Source organism: Alteromonas sp. KS69 (genome assembly GCF_003989595.1).
GTDB classification, from domain to species: Bacteria; Pseudomonadota; Gammaproteobacteria; order Enterobacterales; family Alteromonadaceae; genus Alteromonas; species Alteromonas naphthalenivorans.
This window is the reverse complement of sequence record NZ_PYHU01000048.1, coordinates 108,932-124,929: the sequence shown is the minus strand read 5'-3', so window position 1 is coordinate 124,929 and position 15,998 is coordinate 108,932. Positions and strand designations below refer to the sequence as shown.

17 protein-coding genes are annotated in these 15,998 nt (G+C 43.1%); 9 read left to right on the top strand and 8 right to left on the bottom strand.

Annotated features, from left to right (window positions below; all coding sequences use genetic code 11):
- Positions 1-4: 4 nt before the first annotated feature.
- The gene (locus C7Y69_RS19840) at positions 5-634 is read right to left on the bottom strand and encodes an aminodeoxychorismate/anthranilate synthase component II (protein ID WP_409513443.1); all 630 of its coding nucleotides are present in this window, start codon (positions 632-634) and stop codon (positions 5-7) included.
- Positions 631-2,253 carry an anthranilate synthase component 1 gene (locus C7Y69_RS19835; protein ID WP_126873935.1) on the bottom strand — a complete coding sequence of 541 codons (1,623 nt, stop codon included), beginning with the start codon at positions 2,251-2,253 and terminating at the stop codon, positions 631-633. Before C7Y69_RS19835 ends, C7Y69_RS19840 begins: the two co-directional genes overlap by 4 nt.
- A 284-nt stretch (positions 2,254-2,537) precedes the next feature.
- On the opposite strand from C7Y69_RS19835, the gene C7Y69_RS19830 reads away from it, so the two are divergent.
- The 5 genes from C7Y69_RS19830 (at position 2,538) to rluB (ending at position 6,483) form a co-directional block, all read left to right on the top strand.
- Positions 2,538-3,422 (top strand): PHP domain-containing protein, encoded by an 885-nt coding sequence (locus C7Y69_RS19830; protein WP_126873934.1) that lies wholly within the window; start codon positions 2,538-2,540, stop codon positions 3,420-3,422.
- An 82-nt stretch (positions 3,423-3,504) separates the two neighbouring features.
- A complete protein-coding gene (locus tag C7Y69_RS19825; RefSeq protein WP_013784779.1) occupies positions 3,505-4,125 on the top strand; it encodes an L-threonylcarbamoyladenylate synthase in 621 nt (206 codons plus the stop codon).
- Positions 4,126-4,134: 9 nt separating this feature from the next.
- On the top strand, positions 4,135-4,947 hold the full coding sequence (locus tag C7Y69_RS19820) for a segregation and condensation protein A (protein ID WP_126873933.1): 813 nt from the start codon (positions 4,135-4,137) through the stop codon (positions 4,945-4,947).
- 2 nt (positions 4,948-4,949) lie between these two features.
- Positions 4,950-5,594: an SMC-Scp complex subunit ScpB gene (gene scpB / locus C7Y69_RS19815; RefSeq protein WP_126873932.1), complete on the top strand. Its 645-nt coding sequence runs from the start codon at positions 4,950-4,952 to the stop codon at positions 5,592-5,594.
- Positions 5,587-6,483, top strand: coding sequence for a 23S rRNA pseudouridine(2605) synthase RluB (rluB, locus tag C7Y69_RS19810; RefSeq protein ID WP_013784776.1), 897 nt, complete (start codon positions 5,587-5,589; stop codon positions 6,481-6,483). Before scpB ends, rluB begins: the two co-directional genes overlap by 8 nt.
- Positions 6,484-6,596: 113 nt before the next feature.
- Here rluB and C7Y69_RS19805 read toward each other — a convergent pair whose 3' ends face one another.
- Complete coding sequence (locus tag C7Y69_RS19805; RefSeq protein ID WP_126873931.1) at positions 6,597-7,265, bottom strand: hypothetical protein; 669 nt, start codon at positions 7,263-7,265, stop codon at positions 6,597-6,599.
- Positions 7,266-7,589: 324 nt separating this feature from the next.
- On the opposite strand from C7Y69_RS19805, the gene dkgB reads away from it, so the two are divergent.
- Complete coding sequence (gene dkgB, locus C7Y69_RS19800; RefSeq protein ID WP_126873930.1) at positions 7,590-8,393, top strand: 2,5-didehydrogluconate reductase DkgB; 804 nt, start codon at positions 7,590-7,592, stop codon at positions 8,391-8,393.
- A 248-nt stretch (positions 8,394-8,641) separates the two neighbouring features.
- A complete protein-coding gene (locus C7Y69_RS19795; RefSeq protein ID WP_013784773.1) occupies positions 8,642-9,403 on the top strand; it encodes a hypothetical protein in 762 nt (253 codons plus the stop codon).
- A gap of 62 nt (positions 9,404-9,465) precedes the next feature.
- Here the strand turns inward: C7Y69_RS19795 and C7Y69_RS19790 are convergent, their stop codons facing one another.
- Together C7Y69_RS19790 and C7Y69_RS19785 are read right to left on the bottom strand one after the other, a co-directional pair.
- Positions 9,466-10,044 carry a sugar O-acetyltransferase gene (locus tag C7Y69_RS19790; RefSeq protein WP_126873929.1) on the bottom strand — a complete coding sequence of 193 codons (579 nt, stop codon included), beginning with the start codon at positions 10,042-10,044 and terminating at the stop codon, positions 9,466-9,468.
- 31 nt (positions 10,045-10,075) lie between these two features.
- Positions 10,076-10,747 carry a hypothetical protein gene (locus tag C7Y69_RS19785; protein ID WP_126873928.1) on the bottom strand — a complete coding sequence of 224 codons (672 nt, stop codon included), beginning with the start codon at positions 10,745-10,747 and terminating at the stop codon, positions 10,076-10,078.
- A gap of 436 nt (positions 10,748-11,183) precedes the next feature.
- Here C7Y69_RS19785 and arsC point away from each other — a divergent pair, with 436 nt between their 5' ends.
- Both arsC and C7Y69_RS19775 read left to right on the top strand, forming a co-directional pair.
- Entirely contained in the window at positions 11,184-11,600 is a 417-nt protein-coding gene (gene arsC, locus C7Y69_RS19780; protein ID WP_013784770.1) for an arsenate reductase (glutaredoxin), read from the top strand.
- Between the two features lie 3 nt (positions 11,601-11,603).
- Complete coding sequence (locus tag C7Y69_RS19775; RefSeq protein WP_013784769.1) at positions 11,604-12,899, top strand: DUF445 domain-containing protein; 1,296 nt, start codon at positions 11,604-11,606, stop codon at positions 12,897-12,899.
- An 83-nt stretch (positions 12,900-12,982) separates the two neighbouring features.
- On the opposite strand, the gene tmpT is transcribed toward C7Y69_RS19775, so the two are convergent.
- The 3 genes from tmpT to recN form a co-directional block, all read right to left on the bottom strand.
- Positions 12,983-13,621, bottom strand: coding sequence for a thiopurine S-methyltransferase (gene tmpT, locus C7Y69_RS19770; protein WP_126873927.1), 639 nt, complete (start codon positions 13,619-13,621; stop codon positions 12,983-12,985).
- Positions 13,622-13,772: 151 nt separating this feature from the next.
- Positions 13,773-14,129 carry an outer membrane protein assembly factor BamE gene (locus C7Y69_RS19765; RefSeq protein ID WP_013784767.1) on the bottom strand — a complete coding sequence of 119 codons (357 nt, stop codon included), beginning with the start codon at positions 14,127-14,129 and terminating at the stop codon, positions 13,773-13,775.
- 119 nt (positions 14,130-14,248) lie between these two features.
- A complete protein-coding gene (recN, locus tag C7Y69_RS19760) occupies positions 14,249-15,934 on the bottom strand; it encodes a DNA repair protein RecN (protein ID WP_013784766.1) in 1,686 nt (561 codons plus the stop codon).
- Between the last annotated feature and the right edge of the window lie 64 nt (positions 15,935-15,998).

Below are 15,998 nucleotides of genomic sequence, written 5' to 3'. Positions count from 1 at the left end.
GGCTTTATCCTTGTTGCGTTAAATAGTCGATGCTTTGCTTCAGCAGCACACTACCTTGGGCCGTTAATATCGACTCAGGGTGAAATTGAAAGCCTAGCATTTTATCAGTTTTGTTAAACACGGCCATGACGGTTTCAGTTCCATCATCGTTAACACAAGACGCACAGGGTTCAAGGGCGTCAGGTAGTGTTTGTGCGGCTAACGAATGATAGCGAGCTACATGTAATGGCTGTGGTAAGTCGGTAAACATGTCTTTTTCTGAATGGGTGATGGCAGAGCTTTTACCATGCATAACTTGCGTGGCGCGGCCTACAGTACCGCCATAATATTCAACAATGGCTTGATGGCCTAAGCAAATACCCAGTACCGGAAAAGTACCTGCTACTTTTTCAAGTAAAGCCGGCATACAACCCGCTTCGCTTGGTGCGCCAGGGCCTGGCGACAGCATTAGCAAAACTGGGCTTTTGGTGGCTTGTTCTAGCATTTTTTCAAATAACATATCTGCGCACACAGTGTTGCGATATACGTTTATTTCTAAATCAAGCGCACGTAATTCATCTACCAAGTTATAGGTAAAAGAGTCGACATTATCGAGTAAGAATAGGGTGGTTTTGTTGCTCATAGTCATACTCATGCTTGAGTCTCCGCTTCCGCTTTGAGTGCTGCGGTAACCGCGCTAATAACCGCTTGCGCTTTTGCACGGGTTTCATCGGCTTCAGCTTGTGGGGCAGAGTCGTAAACCACTCCAGCGCCTGCTTGAATGAAAGCACGGCCGTTTTTCACAAATGCCGAGCGAATAACAATACAGGTATCCATGTCACCTTGTCCGTTTATATAGCCTACTGCGCCGCCATAGCTACCACGACGTTTTTGTTCTACTTCACGAATCAGCGTAGCGGCACTCACTTTCGGCGCACCCACTAAGGTGCCCATGTTCATGCACGCTTGATAAGCATGTAGCGCATCTAAATCGTCACGAAGTTGGCCAACAACACGGGAAACAAGGTGCATAACATGAGAGTAGCGGTCTACTTTCAATAAGTCTTTAACAAAGCGGCTTCCCGGGCGACTTACTTTTGCCACATCGTTTCGCGCTAAGTCGACCAGCATGATGTGCTCAGACTTCTCTTTGTTGTCTTCACGCAAGTTAAGTTCAATACGACTGTCTAAATCGTGATTAATTGTGCCGTCAGGGCGTTTGCCGCGAGGGCGAGTACCAGCAATGGGGTAAATTTCGACTTGGTTGCTTTCGCTTTCATATTTAAGTGCAGACTCTGGTGAAGCACCAAATATAGTAAAGGCTTCATCTTGCATATAGAACATATAAGGGCTGGGGTTTTGTTCTTTTAAATGCGCATAAGCTAGAAGCGGAGAAGGGCAAGGCAGTGAGAATGTACGTGAAGGCACTACTTGGAAAATATCCCCTGCAAGAATGTGCTGTTTTAACTCAAGCACATTGTCACAGAATTCTTCATCACTTTTATCTACGTTTACCGAAATGTCTCCACCGATAACAGCGTCATCAATACCTGCGCCAGAAGTTAAAGTAGGTGTCTCAGGCATAGATTGCAATTGCTGGTGCAATGATTCTAAGCGCTGGGAAATTCCAAAGTATTGCTGGGCTACGTCTTCGCCACTAAACACGCTTCCAATCAAGTGGGTTTCGCGAGTTTGGTGATCTACCGTAATAAGCGTTTCAGCCAAGTAAAAAACGAAATCTGGACAATCATTATCGCCATCTTCTACATGAGGAAGCGATTCAAATCCCGCGAGCATGTCATAGGCAAATACACCGCCCAAAAAAAGCGCGTGGGGATGTTGACGAATAGGCGTGATTTTTTTCACGATAATACGCAAGGTATCCATTACGCTGGCAGACTTTAAACGGCTATCTTCATCTAACTGCGCATCAGCAGGTTCACATAATAAGGTGACCGATGTGTCGGTACTGTCAACGCATGTTACCCCATCAGGGCACTGAGATTTAAATATTGGCAACACGGAAGCGCCGTTTTCCGTAAGGGCTTTTACGTCAACGCGGTTTCCAGTGCACTCTAGGCGTAAAGCCGCTTGTACCATTAATAAACTTTGTAAATCGTCTTTCGAATCGATTTCTGCCGACTCTAATAACAACGCATTAGGACGTTCGGCACAAATGTGTGCGAAGGCTGCAAGAGGGTCGTCGATGTAATGCCCAACCTGCTCAATTGTTTCGACTTTGCCTGGGGTTGTGCCCAGTTCCGCTAAACTCATTTTTGCCACTCTCCGACTGCAAAAAGATAAAAAAAAGGCCCGTAAATACGGGCCTTTTGTGTTTTATTCACGCATAAACGCGCACACCACCCGTTAATCGAGGGAGTGCCACCACCAAGAAGCAATAGTTGTTACTGTTGTGATTGTCATTAATTGCATGAATAAACTCGTGTTTGGTTCAATCTTGTACGAACATCGATAGTTATCGAAGGCGTAAATCTGTATACTTGTGCGTATAGAAGAAAACAAATTCACCTTTGTGTCAACCAATTATTGAAAAGCCTTTGAAAATAGATCTCCACAGCCATACAAAATTCTCCGATGGGCACCTCACTGCAGAGGAGCTTATACTGCGTGCGCACACCATGCAGGTTGACGTATTAGCCATTACCGACCACGACACAGTGGCGGGATTAGAAACGGCGCATAACACGCAGGCGAAACAAAAAAGGCCGTTGAAAATTATTGACGGTGTCGAAATTTCCACCAATTGGCATGGTTTCGATATTCACGTTGTGGGGTTAAATGTTGATAGAACCAACCCAACATTTCTAGCGCAACTTGAAGGTCAGGCTCAAACTCGAAAAGTAAGAGCAGAAAAAATAGCGGAAAAGTTGGGCAAGTGCGGGTTTGAAGGGGTACTTCCTCGGGCCATTGCATTAGCCGGTGAAGGGCAGGTAACCCGCGCACATTTTGCACGTGTGCTGGTGAATAACTATGGCGTTGGCACCATGAACGCAGCCTTTAAAAAGTATTTAGGCAAAGGCAAGCGTGCAGCGGTGAAAGCAGAGTGGCCAAGTGTTGAAACTGCCATTGAGTGGATCCACGGTGCAGGCGGCCAAGCCGTGCTAGCACACCCCGTTCATTACGACATGACCGCAAAATGGCTACGTAGATTAGTTGATTTATTTGCCCAAGCGGGCGGCGATGCAATTGAAACTGCGTTTCCTGGTATTAGCAAAGACAAGCAAGCGCTGGTGAATGAACTCGCCGCTAGCCATGATTTATTGGCTTCGGCAGGCTCTGATTTTCACTTTCCATCACGATGGACCGAGCTAGGTAAGAATTTGGGTATTAGCAGTAACTTAACGCCAATATGGCACGATTGGCCAGTGGTTGAGGGGTTTGCTGACGCGGTGAACCAATCAGCACCTAGTATTAACGATTAGCGGCTAGTGGTTCGCAGCGTGGTATTAGCTGCCTTCTTTCGCTAAACAATAGCCAAGCAATAGGCATGAACAGGACATTATCATGAGTCAGTTTTTCTATATTCATCCTGAAAACCCACAGCAACGTTTGTTGAACCAAGCTTGTGAGCTTATACGTGAAGGGGCGGTAGTGGTTTATCCTACCGACTCTGGTTATGCCATTGGTTGTCAGATGGAAGATAAAAAAGCCTTAGAGCAACTATGCCGCATTCGAGATATTGGTAAAGATCATAACTTCACGCTCATGTGCAGAGATATGTCTGAATTATCTATTTACGCAAAAGTGGATAATACGGCATTTAGACAAATTAAAAATAACACGCCAGGGTCATACACCTTTGTACTAAAAGCCACCCGTGAAGTGCCCAAGCGTTTGCAAAATCCGAAGCGTAAGACCATCGGTATCCGTGTGCCTGATAACGCCATTGCGTTAGCGCTGCTTGAAACCCTTGGCGAGCCGCTTATGTCTACCTCGCTTATTTTGCCTGGTAATACCATGGCAGAATCAGATCCTGACGTTATTCGCGATAATTTAGAAAAGCAGGTTGGGGTTATTATTCATGGCGGGTATTTAGGCGAGCAGCCTACTACCGTTATTGATTTATCTGAAGATACCCCTGTCATTATGCGCCGTGGCACGGGCGATCCTGCCCCATTTGAATAGTGTGTACCGATGAGCAGTGAGCAATCGCCCATTCAGCAGCCGCTTCCGCTCGCATTTATTCATGGTGAGGCGTTAATAGAAAAGCCTGAAGACTTATTTATTCCGCCTGATGCGCTAGAAGTTATTTTAGAAACGTTTGAAGGGCCGCTCGACCTTCTGCTGTACCTTATACGAAAACAAAAATTCGATATTATTACCTTGCCGGTGGCGACAATCACTAAGCAATACATGGAATATGTCGATGCCATGATGTCGTTAAAGCTAGAACTAGCCGCAGAATACCTGTTGATGGCCGCTATTTTAGCCGAGATAAAATCACGGTTATTGCTACCTAAACGTAGCAGCGATAGTGATGAGGAAGAAGACCCTCGCGCTGAACTTATTAGGCGGCTGAAAGAATATGAACTCGTTAAACAAGCCGCTGAAGATTTGGATATTCAGCCTCGTTTAGAACGAGACATATTTGATACCAATGTGTTAGCAGCCGACAGTGTTGCGCCGGTACGAATTGAACCAGAGATAAGCCTAGCGGAAATTGTACTTGCGTTTAGTGGGGCAATGAAACGGGCGGCGGCATTTGAACACCATACTATTGCCCGTGAAGCCCTAAGTACGCGTGAGCGTATGTCGATGATACTCAATTTGATAAATGCCAGTGAATTTACACCACTTGAGGGGTTATTTACGGTGGAAGAGGGGCGCGCTGGTGTGGTGGTATGCTTCCTAGCTATTCTAGAATTGGTAAAAGAACAACTGATTTTTTGTATTCAGGCGGGTCCTTACGCCCGAATTCATGTAAAATTAGGCAGTAGCGTTGAGTAAAAATGAAAAAAATAAAAACAGCTCAATTAAAACAACTGGTTGAAGCCGCCATATTCGTTGCCGATGCTCCAGTGTCTATTCAGCAGTTGAGAGACACGGTGCTAAGTGACTTCACGGTAGCAGAGAGAACCTTAAAAACAGTCATTAATGAGCTAACCTTAGATTATCAACCTAGGGGTATACAATTAGTGAAGGTAGCCAGTGGTTACCGATTTCAATCTGTGGATGCGTTGAGTCCATGGTTGAGCAAACTATGGCAGGAGACTGCCCCAAAGTATTCCCGCGCTATGTTGGAAACTTTGGCACTTATTGCCTATCGTCAACCTATTACTCGTGGAGAAATTGAGCAAGTAAGAGGTGTAGCGGTAAGCAGTAGTATAATGAAGACACTCACAGAACGAGAATGGGTAAAAGTAGTGGGGCATAAAGAAGTGCCAGGCAGGCCAGCTTTATATGCGACCACGAATACTTTTTTAGATTACTTTTCGCTTTCATCGTTATCGGAGCTTCCCAATTCCGATGCCTTTGATGAAATGGCTAAAAGTATTGATTCCACCTCGTCGCTTAAGGTGTTAAATGAGGCACCGTCTGAGGTAACAGACCGTGCGACCGAAAACAAGCAAATAAAGAGTGATACAAATGACTGAAAAGTTGCAAAAAGTACTAGCTAACCAAGGGCTAGGCTCGCGACGAGAAATGGAACGTTGGATAGAACAAGGCCGCGTTTCTGTTAATGGTACATTGGCAACATTGGGCGACCGTGTTGACGAAACAGGGCAGATTCGGGTTGATGGACATTTGTTGTCTCGTCAAACTGAACAGCCTGTATGCCGCGTTTTAATGTATAACAAGCCTGAGGGCGAATTATGTAGCCGCCACGATCCTGAAGGGCGTGATACGGTGTTTGACCGTTTACCTGCTATTCGCATGGGCCGCTGGATTGCGGTAGGGCGTTTAGATATGAACACAAGCGGCCTATTGTTGTTTACCAACGATGGTGAGCTTGCAAACCGTTTGATGCACCCTAAGTGTGAAGTAGAGCGCGAATATGCTGTTCGTGTATTTGGTGATGTAACGCATCAAACGTTAAATACCTTGAAAAAAGGTGTTCAACTTGAAGATGGCGAAGCTAAGTTTTTAAGTATCTCTGGTAAAGTCGCTCCTCCAGGCTCAGAAGAAGAGAGCATGAACCGTTGGTTCAACGTTACGCTTAAAGAAGGGCGCAACCGAGAAGTACGTCGTTTGTGGGAATCACAAGGTGTACAGGTAAGCCGATTAATCCGTGTTAAATACGGTCCAATGGACTTACAAAAGCGTTTACCTCAGGGAGCTTGGGTAGAGCTGGGTTTAGAAGACGTAAACTCACTACGGGACATTGTGCAACTACCTGAAGAAACGCAAACCATGGTGGATGTACGCCAAGGCAAGTTAGATCATGCACGTTTAAGCCGTATGCGTCGCTCTGTGAAAAAACACAAGGTACGTAAAGAGAATGGCGGTGTTAAAAAGCGGGTAGCAAGAACGCCTAAGCGTTAATAATAGTGTGAAATAGCAGATTCGAAAAAAACGGGCATTGCCCGTTTTTTTTTGCAGAATTATTTTGTATACACCTGTCTTAGCAATCGAACTTGCGCTCAACAGACATTACTTTAATGCAATGAGTCGCAATTAGTCCCGGCAGCAATACCATACTTTTGCGCTTTAGCATCTATTGATTCGCGGTTTTCAATAACATAGCGATTAAGTTTAGCGAGTACTTCTGGCTGTGACTGAGTAGAGATACGATACTTTACGCCGTCAGCAGGGACATTTTTTGCTACTGCTACTAATTCTTCAGACAGGCCCTGCGATACCAATTCACTTTTAATCGTCGCAATATTTAAATCAATAGCATCCACTAACCCTTTCAAAAGCATGCGAGTAAGAATACGAACCGAACGCTCATTGGCGATAGTCAGCGTGCCGTCTGAACGCTTTTCTTGCCATTTTTCGGCAGGGGTAAAGCCGTATAACAATCCAAGTTTAGTAACCTCATCCATTGGCATGTCACTGTTTTCAGTTAGCACAACCGAGGTATCACATACGGTTATTAGCGCTTCACCGTAAATCAGGCCTGGGGTACCACTTTGGGTCCATCTAGGGTTATCAGGTAAGCGAAAATCAATGGCATTGTCTTCAAACCAGTGATTGAAACGTTGTAAGGGAAGGGGAATGAATTCAAACGAGATATTATGGCTATTGCCAAAGTCCGTCATGATATCGCTTAATAATCCGCGATGTTGCGGTGTGGTAAAGTCCATTACGGGGTAATAATTCATAGCTTCAACACCAACTCGTAGGTGCTTAATTTCAGAGGATATAGCTAAGTTGCTGATAGGAAATAATAAAAGTATCAGCAAAATAAAACGGTTAAGCATGAGGACTACAAGGCATATATTTAATGCTGAGCAGGATACGATTAAGTGGCGTCATTTTCCACTTATTTTGTCATTTTCGATGCAGATGGGCGAATTTTTGTGAAGATACAAACGGTCCAAAAATATAGATTAACTTTTTGCAGTGAATTCGATCTCCTCAAGGTTTGAGTGCGTAGGAACAACACATCAATGATTTGATAAACGTGCACACAAAAGGAGACTGATATGAAAGATATGCCTCAGTTAGGAATGGGAACATTCCGCTTGGAAGGTGATACTGCACTCAATGCCGTAACCGATGCACTAGATGTAGGTTTCAGGCATGTAGATACCGCACAAATATACAAAAATGAGGAGCTCGTTGGCGATGCGATTAAAACCAGCGGCATTACACGCTCCGATTTATTCATTACCACCAAGGTGTGGTACGAGTCTTTAAGTGAAGATAAGTTTATTCCTAGTGTTCACGAGAGCTTGTCGAAGCTAAAAGTTGAGTATGTTGATTTACTGCTTATTCACTGGCCTTACCCAGGTAATGACATTTCTTTAGAAGATTACTTGATGCGCTTGAAACAAGCTAAAGAGCTTGGTCTTACGCGCCATATAGGGGTGTCTAACTTCACGATAGATCAGATTAAACAGGCTGAGAAAATTTTAGGTAAGGGAGAGATTTACACCAACCAAATAGAGCTGCACCCGTTTATGCAGAACCGTCAAGTTGTACAAGCCTGTAAAGAGCGCGGTATCGGCGTAACGGCTTATATGCCATTTGCCGTCGGTGATGTAATGAAGGATGACACATTAAACGCTATAGCCGATGCGCATGACTCCAGTCCTGCTCAGGTGGTATTGGCATGGTTAGATAAAAAAGGGATTAACACCATTCCTTCTTCAACCAGCAAAGAGCACTTGGCGCAAAACTTCTCTTACACCGATATCTCACTCACAGATGATGATATTACCCGCATCGATGAACTAGATAACGGAGAGCGTATTGTTAATCCAGACTTTGCGCCTAAGTGGGATTAATGGTTAGGTGGAATAAGCCAAACCTAAATTTTAAGAGTAATTAAAAAGCGCGATAAAACGATTTCCCTTACTTCAAAAGATAGAGGGAAGTCGTTGTTTTTAATTTTTTATGGGCGTTGACGTTAAAAAAGCGTAAAAAGCCGGCATCTGTAAGAAGCTATCTTCTTCAGAAAGTAAAGTGAAAATTTACTAAGACTCACTACCAATAGTTTGATACCTTGGCTTGTAATAAAGCACGAGGAAACACAATGACTTTATATAAATTATCATGGATGATTTTTCTACTACTCGCAAACCATTCTGTATTAGCTCAAGAAACCTATTTCAAACATCAGTCCCTAGTAAATACAGAGCAAACGCCATCAATTGTTTCTTCTTCTCACGTAGCCACCGACTCATTTGTCGGTTGTATTGATTACAAAATAACTTATAGCGGCGTGAATGCACTTGATGAAGAAGCTCAAAGCAAAATCGCATTTTTAATAGAAAACAATACCGAAAATTTGGGCGTTAATAAGTCCTACTGCTTCAATGAGTTCGGGGATAAGTTGGAAATAAATTACAATGCCAACGTCGCGGATAAAACATGGTACTTTGCTGACACTAACGAGGAATACACATTATTTAAAAGCGGTATCATGAAATTTGGCGTAAATAATGTGGCAGAACCTGAGGGCTTTGAAGGTCTAGCGATTAAAAAACTTGAGGTTTTAGGACCTCAAAAAGAAATCTTGGGTTATCAAACTAATCAGGTATTGCTGGTAAGAGAGTCAGGAATAAAAACGGAATTCTGGGTTAGCGATAAGCTACTCCGTCATCCACTATCATACCAAAACAATAAATTTGGTTACGCCGACGAAATCTATGACGCAATAAAGGGAGTCCATCTTTATCAACGCAAAGTGATAGGCGATTTATTCATAATAGAAGAAGAGGCTACTGCCATCCACGCTGGTTCGCCGGATAAAGAGCTATTCATATTACCCAATGTGGATCTGTATCATTGGTAGGGTAATAAATACCTTATATCAGGGGCGGCTATTGTGTTTACTAACTACAATAATGAAGGGCTTCAACTGAGCCCATCGTCATTTGTAACCACAGTATGCTTGATGATTTTCGCCGGATTACCGCCAATAACAACGTTGTCACCAAAGCTTTTGGTGACAACGGCCCCTGAAGCTACCACCACATTATTGCCTAAGGTAACACCTGGATTTATTACCGCCATACCGCCAATCCAACAATTGTGACCGAGAGTAATTGGCTTTGCGAACTCGATACCGGTTTGTCTAGATGTTGGATCGATAGGGTGTGTGGCAGTGTAAATACCTACTTGCGGTGCAATCATACAATTGTCACCAATAGTGACTTTAGCGGCATCCAATATGACGCAATTAAAATTAGCGTAAAAGTTTTCACCCACATGGATGTTTTCGCCATAGTCACACTTGAAAGACGACTCTATGTATAGGCGTTTGCCCGTAGTGCCAAAAAGCGCCTTTAATTGACGAGTGCGGGCTTTGTGTTCTGTTTGACAGGTAGCATTAAGCTCGTCCAATTTTATCCTGCAGGCCTTGCGTAATCCGGTTAACTCACGATCGCTAGGGTAGTAGAGTTCACCGGATAACATTTTCTGTTTTTCGTTCATGCCAATCTACATTTGGAATAATACCAAGACCTTACTTGCTAGATGAATAACTGACAATCACTTTTTCTTGTAGAGCGGCGTTAGCAATATCCATATTTACAGGGCGTTCAAGAATTATTGAGCCGCCGATAGAAACATCATCGTCGATGGTGAGCTTAGGTTTTGTGCTATTTCTTTCCAGCCAGCCTTCATCACGCATCTTATATATAATGTCGCCCTTAACTAAGGTATCGCCTTTAAGGGTGATGTCTCCATTCATACTTTCAATATTGTTCTCAACTACGCTGTCTACAATTTTAATATCACCATTAACCGTTTCTACGCTGCCTTGAATTGTACTTTGCTTTTCAATGTTTATATCACCGTTAACGGTTTCAATACTGTTAGTTACATGCAGATTCGATCCCGCATCAAGGTCGCCATTCACGATGTTGATGTCGTCAATGCGTACATGAGAACCTATCTCTACACCGCCGTTCACAACGCTAATATCTTCCGCTTGTGCATAATCTTCAATCGATACATTGCCATTGACCGAAGAAAGATCGCCTACCGAGCGATGTTCTGCTACATCTACACTACCAAACACGCTACTTATATCCTCTCCCTCTTGGGCACTGGCATTACCAACATGAATTACGCAGCCCGAAAGCATTGTTGTCGCTGCAAAGCATAAAGTGCTGGCAATAAGTGTTTTTTTCATCGTGAAGCCTTCTCAGTGTTGTTTAACGTTCTAAATTACTCATTAATGTACGCTTATCTATCACAGAGCATGCCAAGATAAAAATAGTATAATTATCAATGTTTTAATGGTTTCTGTGTCATTTCTCAATCATAGTTTTTTATGACTTCACTAGATAATAGCGAAATACACCAATTGTTCGGCATTCAAGTTATTTCTATATGAACAGCCAAGCGCCTTAAAAGGTTGTTAATAAAGGTAGATTTGGTAACTAATCAAAAACTATGAGAATTGGACACACACTCGGATATGTAGGACAGAATATGTAGGACACACACTTAAATGAGCAGCAATTGAGTTGGACACACACTCAAATGATAATAAATATGAAATATCATATGTGTTAAGCTGTTATTATCTTAATTCAGTAAGTCACTTTTCCTACAAGGTCTAAATTATGATTGTTATTCACCACAACCCCGCCTGCGGCACATCTCGTAACGTGCTTAAAATTATTGAAGATGCTGGGTACTCGCCAATTGTTGTAGATTATTTGAACGAAGGTTGGACCCGTTCTCAGTTACTTGGTTTATTTGCAGCTGCGAACTTAACCCCTAGGCAAGCACTCAGGACAACAAAGTCACCGGCAGAAGAGTTAGGGTTACTGGATGAGTCTGTATCAGACGATGCTTTGCTTGATGCTATGTTGGTACACCCAGTTTTGGTAAATAGGCCTATAGTTTGCACAGAAAAAGGCGTAGGGCTTTGTCGGCCTAGTGAAAAAGTACTCGACTTGCTACCTTCATGGCCATCAGGCCCTTATTTTAAAGAAGATGGTGAGCAAATATTAGATGAACTTGGTAAAAGGATGTAATTTATGCACGACAAACATTCGCAGTTAAAGCGAGCGAAGCAAAATGCATTAATTTGCTTATTGATAGCCGCGGGTGTTTTCGTGATTGCCATTGTCACACAGGTGTATGTTCCCAGCTTGGCTAGTGCTAAATGGTTGGGGCTGATAAAAATGGCTAGTGAAGCTGCATTAGTCGGAGGGCTCGCCGACTGGTTTGCGGTAACAGCGCTTTTTAAACCGATACCTGCTCGGTATCCCATTCCTCATACCAATATTGTCGCGAGCAATAAAAGAGTGATAGCGCAAAACTTGTCACTATTTGTTAAAGAAAAATTCTTTCATGCTAGTGCCATTGAAAGCTTAATTGCATCTAGTCAACCTGCCAAAGGGGCAGGGCGATGGTTAGAAGACCCTCAACATGCGAAAAAATTAAGCCGATTTTTATGTGATGCACTTGCCGGCATTCTTCGTTTAGTGGATGACAAGCCAGTTAAAGCCTTTATCGGTAAAACAGCTGAAAAAGGAATTAATCAACTCGACTTACAACAGCTTATAGCCACTGTGTTGAGCAGTATTACCCGAGAGCGGCATCATCAGCTTGTATTAGATAAGCTGCTCGGAAACGTTGCTAAATTGATGGGTGAGCCTGAAACGCAAGAATATATTGCTGCCACACTCATAGATTGGCTTAAAACAGAGCATAACCGATTAGAAAAACTACTTCCTTCAACTTGGTTGAGTGAGCGGGGAGCACTTATTGCGGTAAAAGCGGTTTCTCGCGTACTTGATGACGTGTACGCCGATGATAATCACCCTTTGAGGCATGCGTTTGACGAGCAGGTAAATGACTTTTTACATGAAGTGCAAACCAGTGACTCGATGGCTCAACGTATCAACAATTATAAAGAGCAACTGGTTCATGATCCCGCCCTTAAAGCTTTTTTAAATAAAAGCTGGGTAGCGTTACATGGCCGGATGCTTGAATCTTTGAGTACTGAAAGCGGTAAAGCAGAAACGAAAGTGACACATTGGCTAAATGAATTAGGCCGTTCTTTAACCACCGATGAGCGCTTATCGAGCGCATTCGACCGGCATATTGGTGAAGCTGGAAAGTACATGGCACCAGAGTTGGCAGACTTTTTAACCAAGCATATTGAAGATACCATAAATAGCTGGGATGAAAATGAGATGGCTGAGCAAATTGAGCTAAATATTGGGCGCGATCTTCAAAAGGTACGAATTAACGGCACCTTGGTGGGAGGCTTAATTGGCGCATTGTTATTTGGTTTAGAGCAAGTTATCGCACTTACGTCGCAATAGAGAATGTTGGGTTATGCGATGTTTTAGGCAATTACTGAAGAGGGAGCGCGTTCTAAAGCCTGTGCTACTGCGCTTTAAACTTACTATTTATGCTTCAGATTGAAGACTAGTGAGTCTGCCGCTACTTTACCCTTAAGGCCACCTTCCAGTGGTTCACGTTCAAGCAGAGTAATAGAATAACTAGCGTTGTATAGCCGAGCTACCTCTGTTTCGTCAACGCAAAATGGAGGGCCAGGAATAACGCTTTGGTCATAATTGAAGCTTATCAAAAGGATGGGGGCGCATTCGGTGATATCACAAATATGCGCTGCATATTTCTCGCGAAGCTCGGTAGGCAACGCAACTAATGCGGCTCTATCGTAAATACCGGTTATGCCACCCAGTGTTTCGTTGGTTAGCTCAAAAATATCACCAACAAAAATACTTAGTGGTCCATTTTTAAATAGTTTAAGACTACCTAAGGTCGTGATCTCTGGCTCAATGTCCAACTCGGCAAATAGCTGCGTGATCGCAATTTCACTTAATTCCGCACCTACTACTTCGCAGCCGTTAGCAAGCAACCAATGAATATCCTTAGTTTTACCGCACAAGGGTACGAATACTCGCGGTGAGGTAGAAGCTAATAAGGTATCAGCATACTTAACTAAAAGTGCATTGCCCTCAGGTTCATGGAAGCCAATTTCATTTTTATGCCACTTGCTGTGCCAAAAATCATGTTCCATCAATATATTCCTTAACGTGTGAGGGCTACAGATAAATCGAGGGGATAAACTTGTTTAAAGCAACTTGTGTAAACCTCTAACAAGCAAGGAGCAATCTGTTAATAAACAAACGCTCCTTCGCCATATATGTGTTAGTACTTACGGTTGCTATTTAACTGTCTAGCGGCGTATTGAATTCTTCAGACAGCTCAAAGTCACCTTCTACTGACGTTACTTTGCCGTCTTCAAATGTAATAACCATTTGCTTTTGGAAATCTTCACCGCGTTTTTTCATGCCGCGTTTCATATCGTAAACGTAGTACCAGGTATCATCATCGAAAGAATCTTGTACTACTGGGTTACCAAGTACGTAGATAACCTGTTCTTTAGTCATGCCGATGCGTAGTTTAGAAACGTCTCTTTGATCGAGAAAGTTACCTTGAGGCACATCAATACGATAAATCCAATTAGAACAAGCGCTTGATGTAAGGGTAAAACCTAAAATTATTAATAAATGTTGCAACTTCATGCGTAAATCAGTCCAGTATTGCTTTTTCTTCGTTACCCAACAGCATACAAGCGGGTGGGGTGCGTTAATGTAAGCACGAAGGCATGCTACATCGACAAGTATGACCAATCAACTGCATTTTAGTTCGATTGCGCGCTTTTCAATAACTCTTTTGCGTTAGCAAGGGCCGACTTGGTTACTTTGTCGCCAGCTAACAAGCGTGCTAATTCATCCACTCTATCTTGTTTCGTTAACGCCAACATTTGTGTTTCAGTACTTTCACCGTCGGTAAGCTTAGTAACAAAGAGTTGGTTATGCGCTTGCGCAGCAACCTGAGGTAAATGGGTAACGCACATGACTTGTACCTGTTTGCCTAAACGGCGAAGCAACCCACCCACAATCGACGCGGTAGGCCCGCTAATGCCCGTATCTACTTCATCAAAAATCATAGTAGGCGTGGCATGGTTATCGCTGGCAATAACTTGAATGGCTAAGCCAATTCTTGAAAGTTCACCACCAGATACAACTTTATCTAGTTTGTCAGCTGCTTGGCCGGGGTTAGTAGAAACTTTAATTTCTACCGAGTCTTGGCCTAAAGCTGATGGCTTTTTAAACTCATCGTAATTAACTTCAATGGCTACCTTAGCGTGAGGCATGTTCATTTGATGAATTTGGGTTTCAATTTCACTAGCCAAATAATTTGCCGCTTTTAATCTACATTCAGACAATACTTTCGTTTCACTTAGATATTGGGCTTTAAGTACATCGACTTCATCTTCTAGTGTGGTTAACAAAGACTCTTGATCGCCTAGCGAAGCAAACTCAGTCGCTAGGGTTTGGTGATGCGCAAATAAATCTTCGGGCATAACGCTGTGCTTGCGTGCTAATTCCATCGCTTTTGCGTACCGAGCTTCTACCTGCTGTAAACGAAGAGGGTCTATTTCTAGGTCATCGCAATAATGGCGCAATTCCCCGGCCGCTTCTTCAACCTGAATGGCCGCTTCATTTAACAACACAAGAATAGGGCTTAAACTGGCATCGTGAGATTCAAGTTCGCCCAAACGGTCTATGCTATTTTGTAATATAGACAGTGCATTGCCTTCGTCACTTTCGTACAAGTGATAAAAACTAGTTTGTGCTTGCTCTAGCAAACTTTGCCCATTGCTTAAACGCTTATGTTCAGTTTCGAGTTCTAAAAACTCACCGTCTTCTAAGGCAAATTCGTCTAGCTCTCTAACTTGATAAGTAAGCAATTGCAATCTGTCTTCACGCTGCTGAGCTTGCGCTTGTAGCTCGCTAAGCATTTTTTGCTTTTCACGCCATAGGGCAAAGTGTTGTTTTACATTTGAAAGGCTGTCTTTGTGGTTGCCCACAGTATCAACAAGCTGGCGTTGATAATCTTCTTTCAAAAGTTGAAGGTGAGTATTCTGACCATGTATAGCAAGCAAGTGTTGGCCTAAGCCTTTCAATTGCTGAAGTGAAGCGGGAATACCGTTAATAAAAGCTTTTGAGCGGCCTTCTTTCGATATAACTCTGCGGATAAAACAGCTGTTTTCATCCTCGTCTGAGGTGAGTTCATGCTCATCGAGATAACGCTTTGCATTCGCATTTGTGGCCAATGCAAAATGAGCAATAATTTCTGCTTTAGACGCGGTGCTTCTTACGGCGTTGGCATCAGCTCGCTCGCCTAAGCACAAGCTTAAAGCGTCAATGGCAATAGACTTACCGGCACCGGTTTCCCCAGTGATGGCAGTAAGCCCTTTTTCAAGATTAACTGACAGTTGCTTAACCACTGCAAAGTTACTAATAGAAAGATGCGCTAACATAACTATACTCGATGTTTATACAGTATGTGTAAATATATACAGTATTTTGCGCATGTAAAGAGGC

Excerpts from the sequence above, each read along its gene's own strand:
- C7Y69_RS19840 (WP_409513443.1), bottom strand. The coding sequence starts at position 634 with ATGAGTATGACTATGAGCAACAAAACCACCCTATTCTTACTCGATAAT.
- C7Y69_RS19835 (WP_126873935.1), bottom strand. The coding sequence starts at position 2,253 with ATGAGTTTAGCGGAACTGGGCACAACCCCAGGCAAAGTCGAAACAATT.
- C7Y69_RS19825 (WP_013784779.1), top strand. The coding sequence starts at position 3,505 with ATGAGTCAGTTTTTCTATATTCATCCTGAAAACCCACAGCAACGTTTG.
- C7Y69_RS19820 (WP_126873933.1), top strand. The coding sequence starts at position 4,135 with ATGAGCAGTGAGCAATCGCCCATTCAGCAGCCGCTTCCGCTCGCATTT.
- scpB (WP_126873932.1), top strand. The coding sequence starts at position 4,950 with ATGAAAAAAATAAAAACAGCTCAATTAAAACAACTGGTTGAAGCCGCC.
- rluB (WP_013784776.1), top strand. The coding sequence starts at position 5,587 with ATGACTGAAAAGTTGCAAAAAGTACTAGCTAACCAAGGGCTAGGCTCG.
- C7Y69_RS19805 (WP_126873931.1), bottom strand. The coding sequence starts at position 7,265 with ATGAATTATTACCCCGTAATGGACTTTACCACACCGCAACATCGCGGA.
- dkgB (WP_126873930.1), top strand. The coding sequence starts at position 7,590 with ATGAAAGATATGCCTCAGTTAGGAATGGGAACATTCCGCTTGGAAGGT.
- C7Y69_RS19795 (WP_013784773.1), top strand. The coding sequence starts at position 8,642 with ATGACTTTATATAAATTATCATGGATGATTTTTCTACTACTCGCAAAC.
- C7Y69_RS19790 (WP_126873929.1), bottom strand. The coding sequence starts at position 10,044 with ATGAACGAAAAACAGAAAATGTTATCCGGTGAACTCTACTACCCTAGC.
- C7Y69_RS19785 (WP_126873928.1), bottom strand. The coding sequence starts at position 10,747 with ATGAAAAAAACACTTATTGCCAGCACTTTATGCTTTGCAGCGACAACA.
- arsC (WP_013784770.1), top strand. The coding sequence starts at position 11,184 with ATGATTGTTATTCACCACAACCCCGCCTGCGGCACATCTCGTAACGTG.
- C7Y69_RS19775 (WP_013784769.1), top strand. The coding sequence starts at position 11,604 with ATGCACGACAAACATTCGCAGTTAAAGCGAGCGAAGCAAAATGCATTA.
- tmpT (WP_126873927.1), bottom strand. The coding sequence starts at position 13,621 with ATGGAACATGATTTTTGGCACAGCAAGTGGCATAAAAATGAAATTGGC.
- C7Y69_RS19765 (WP_013784767.1), bottom strand. The coding sequence starts at position 14,129 with ATGAAGTTGCAACATTTATTAATAATTTTAGGTTTTACCCTTACATCA.
- recN (WP_013784766.1), bottom strand. The coding sequence starts at position 15,934 with ATGTTAGCGCATCTTTCTATTAGTAACTTTGCAGTGGTTAAGCAACTG.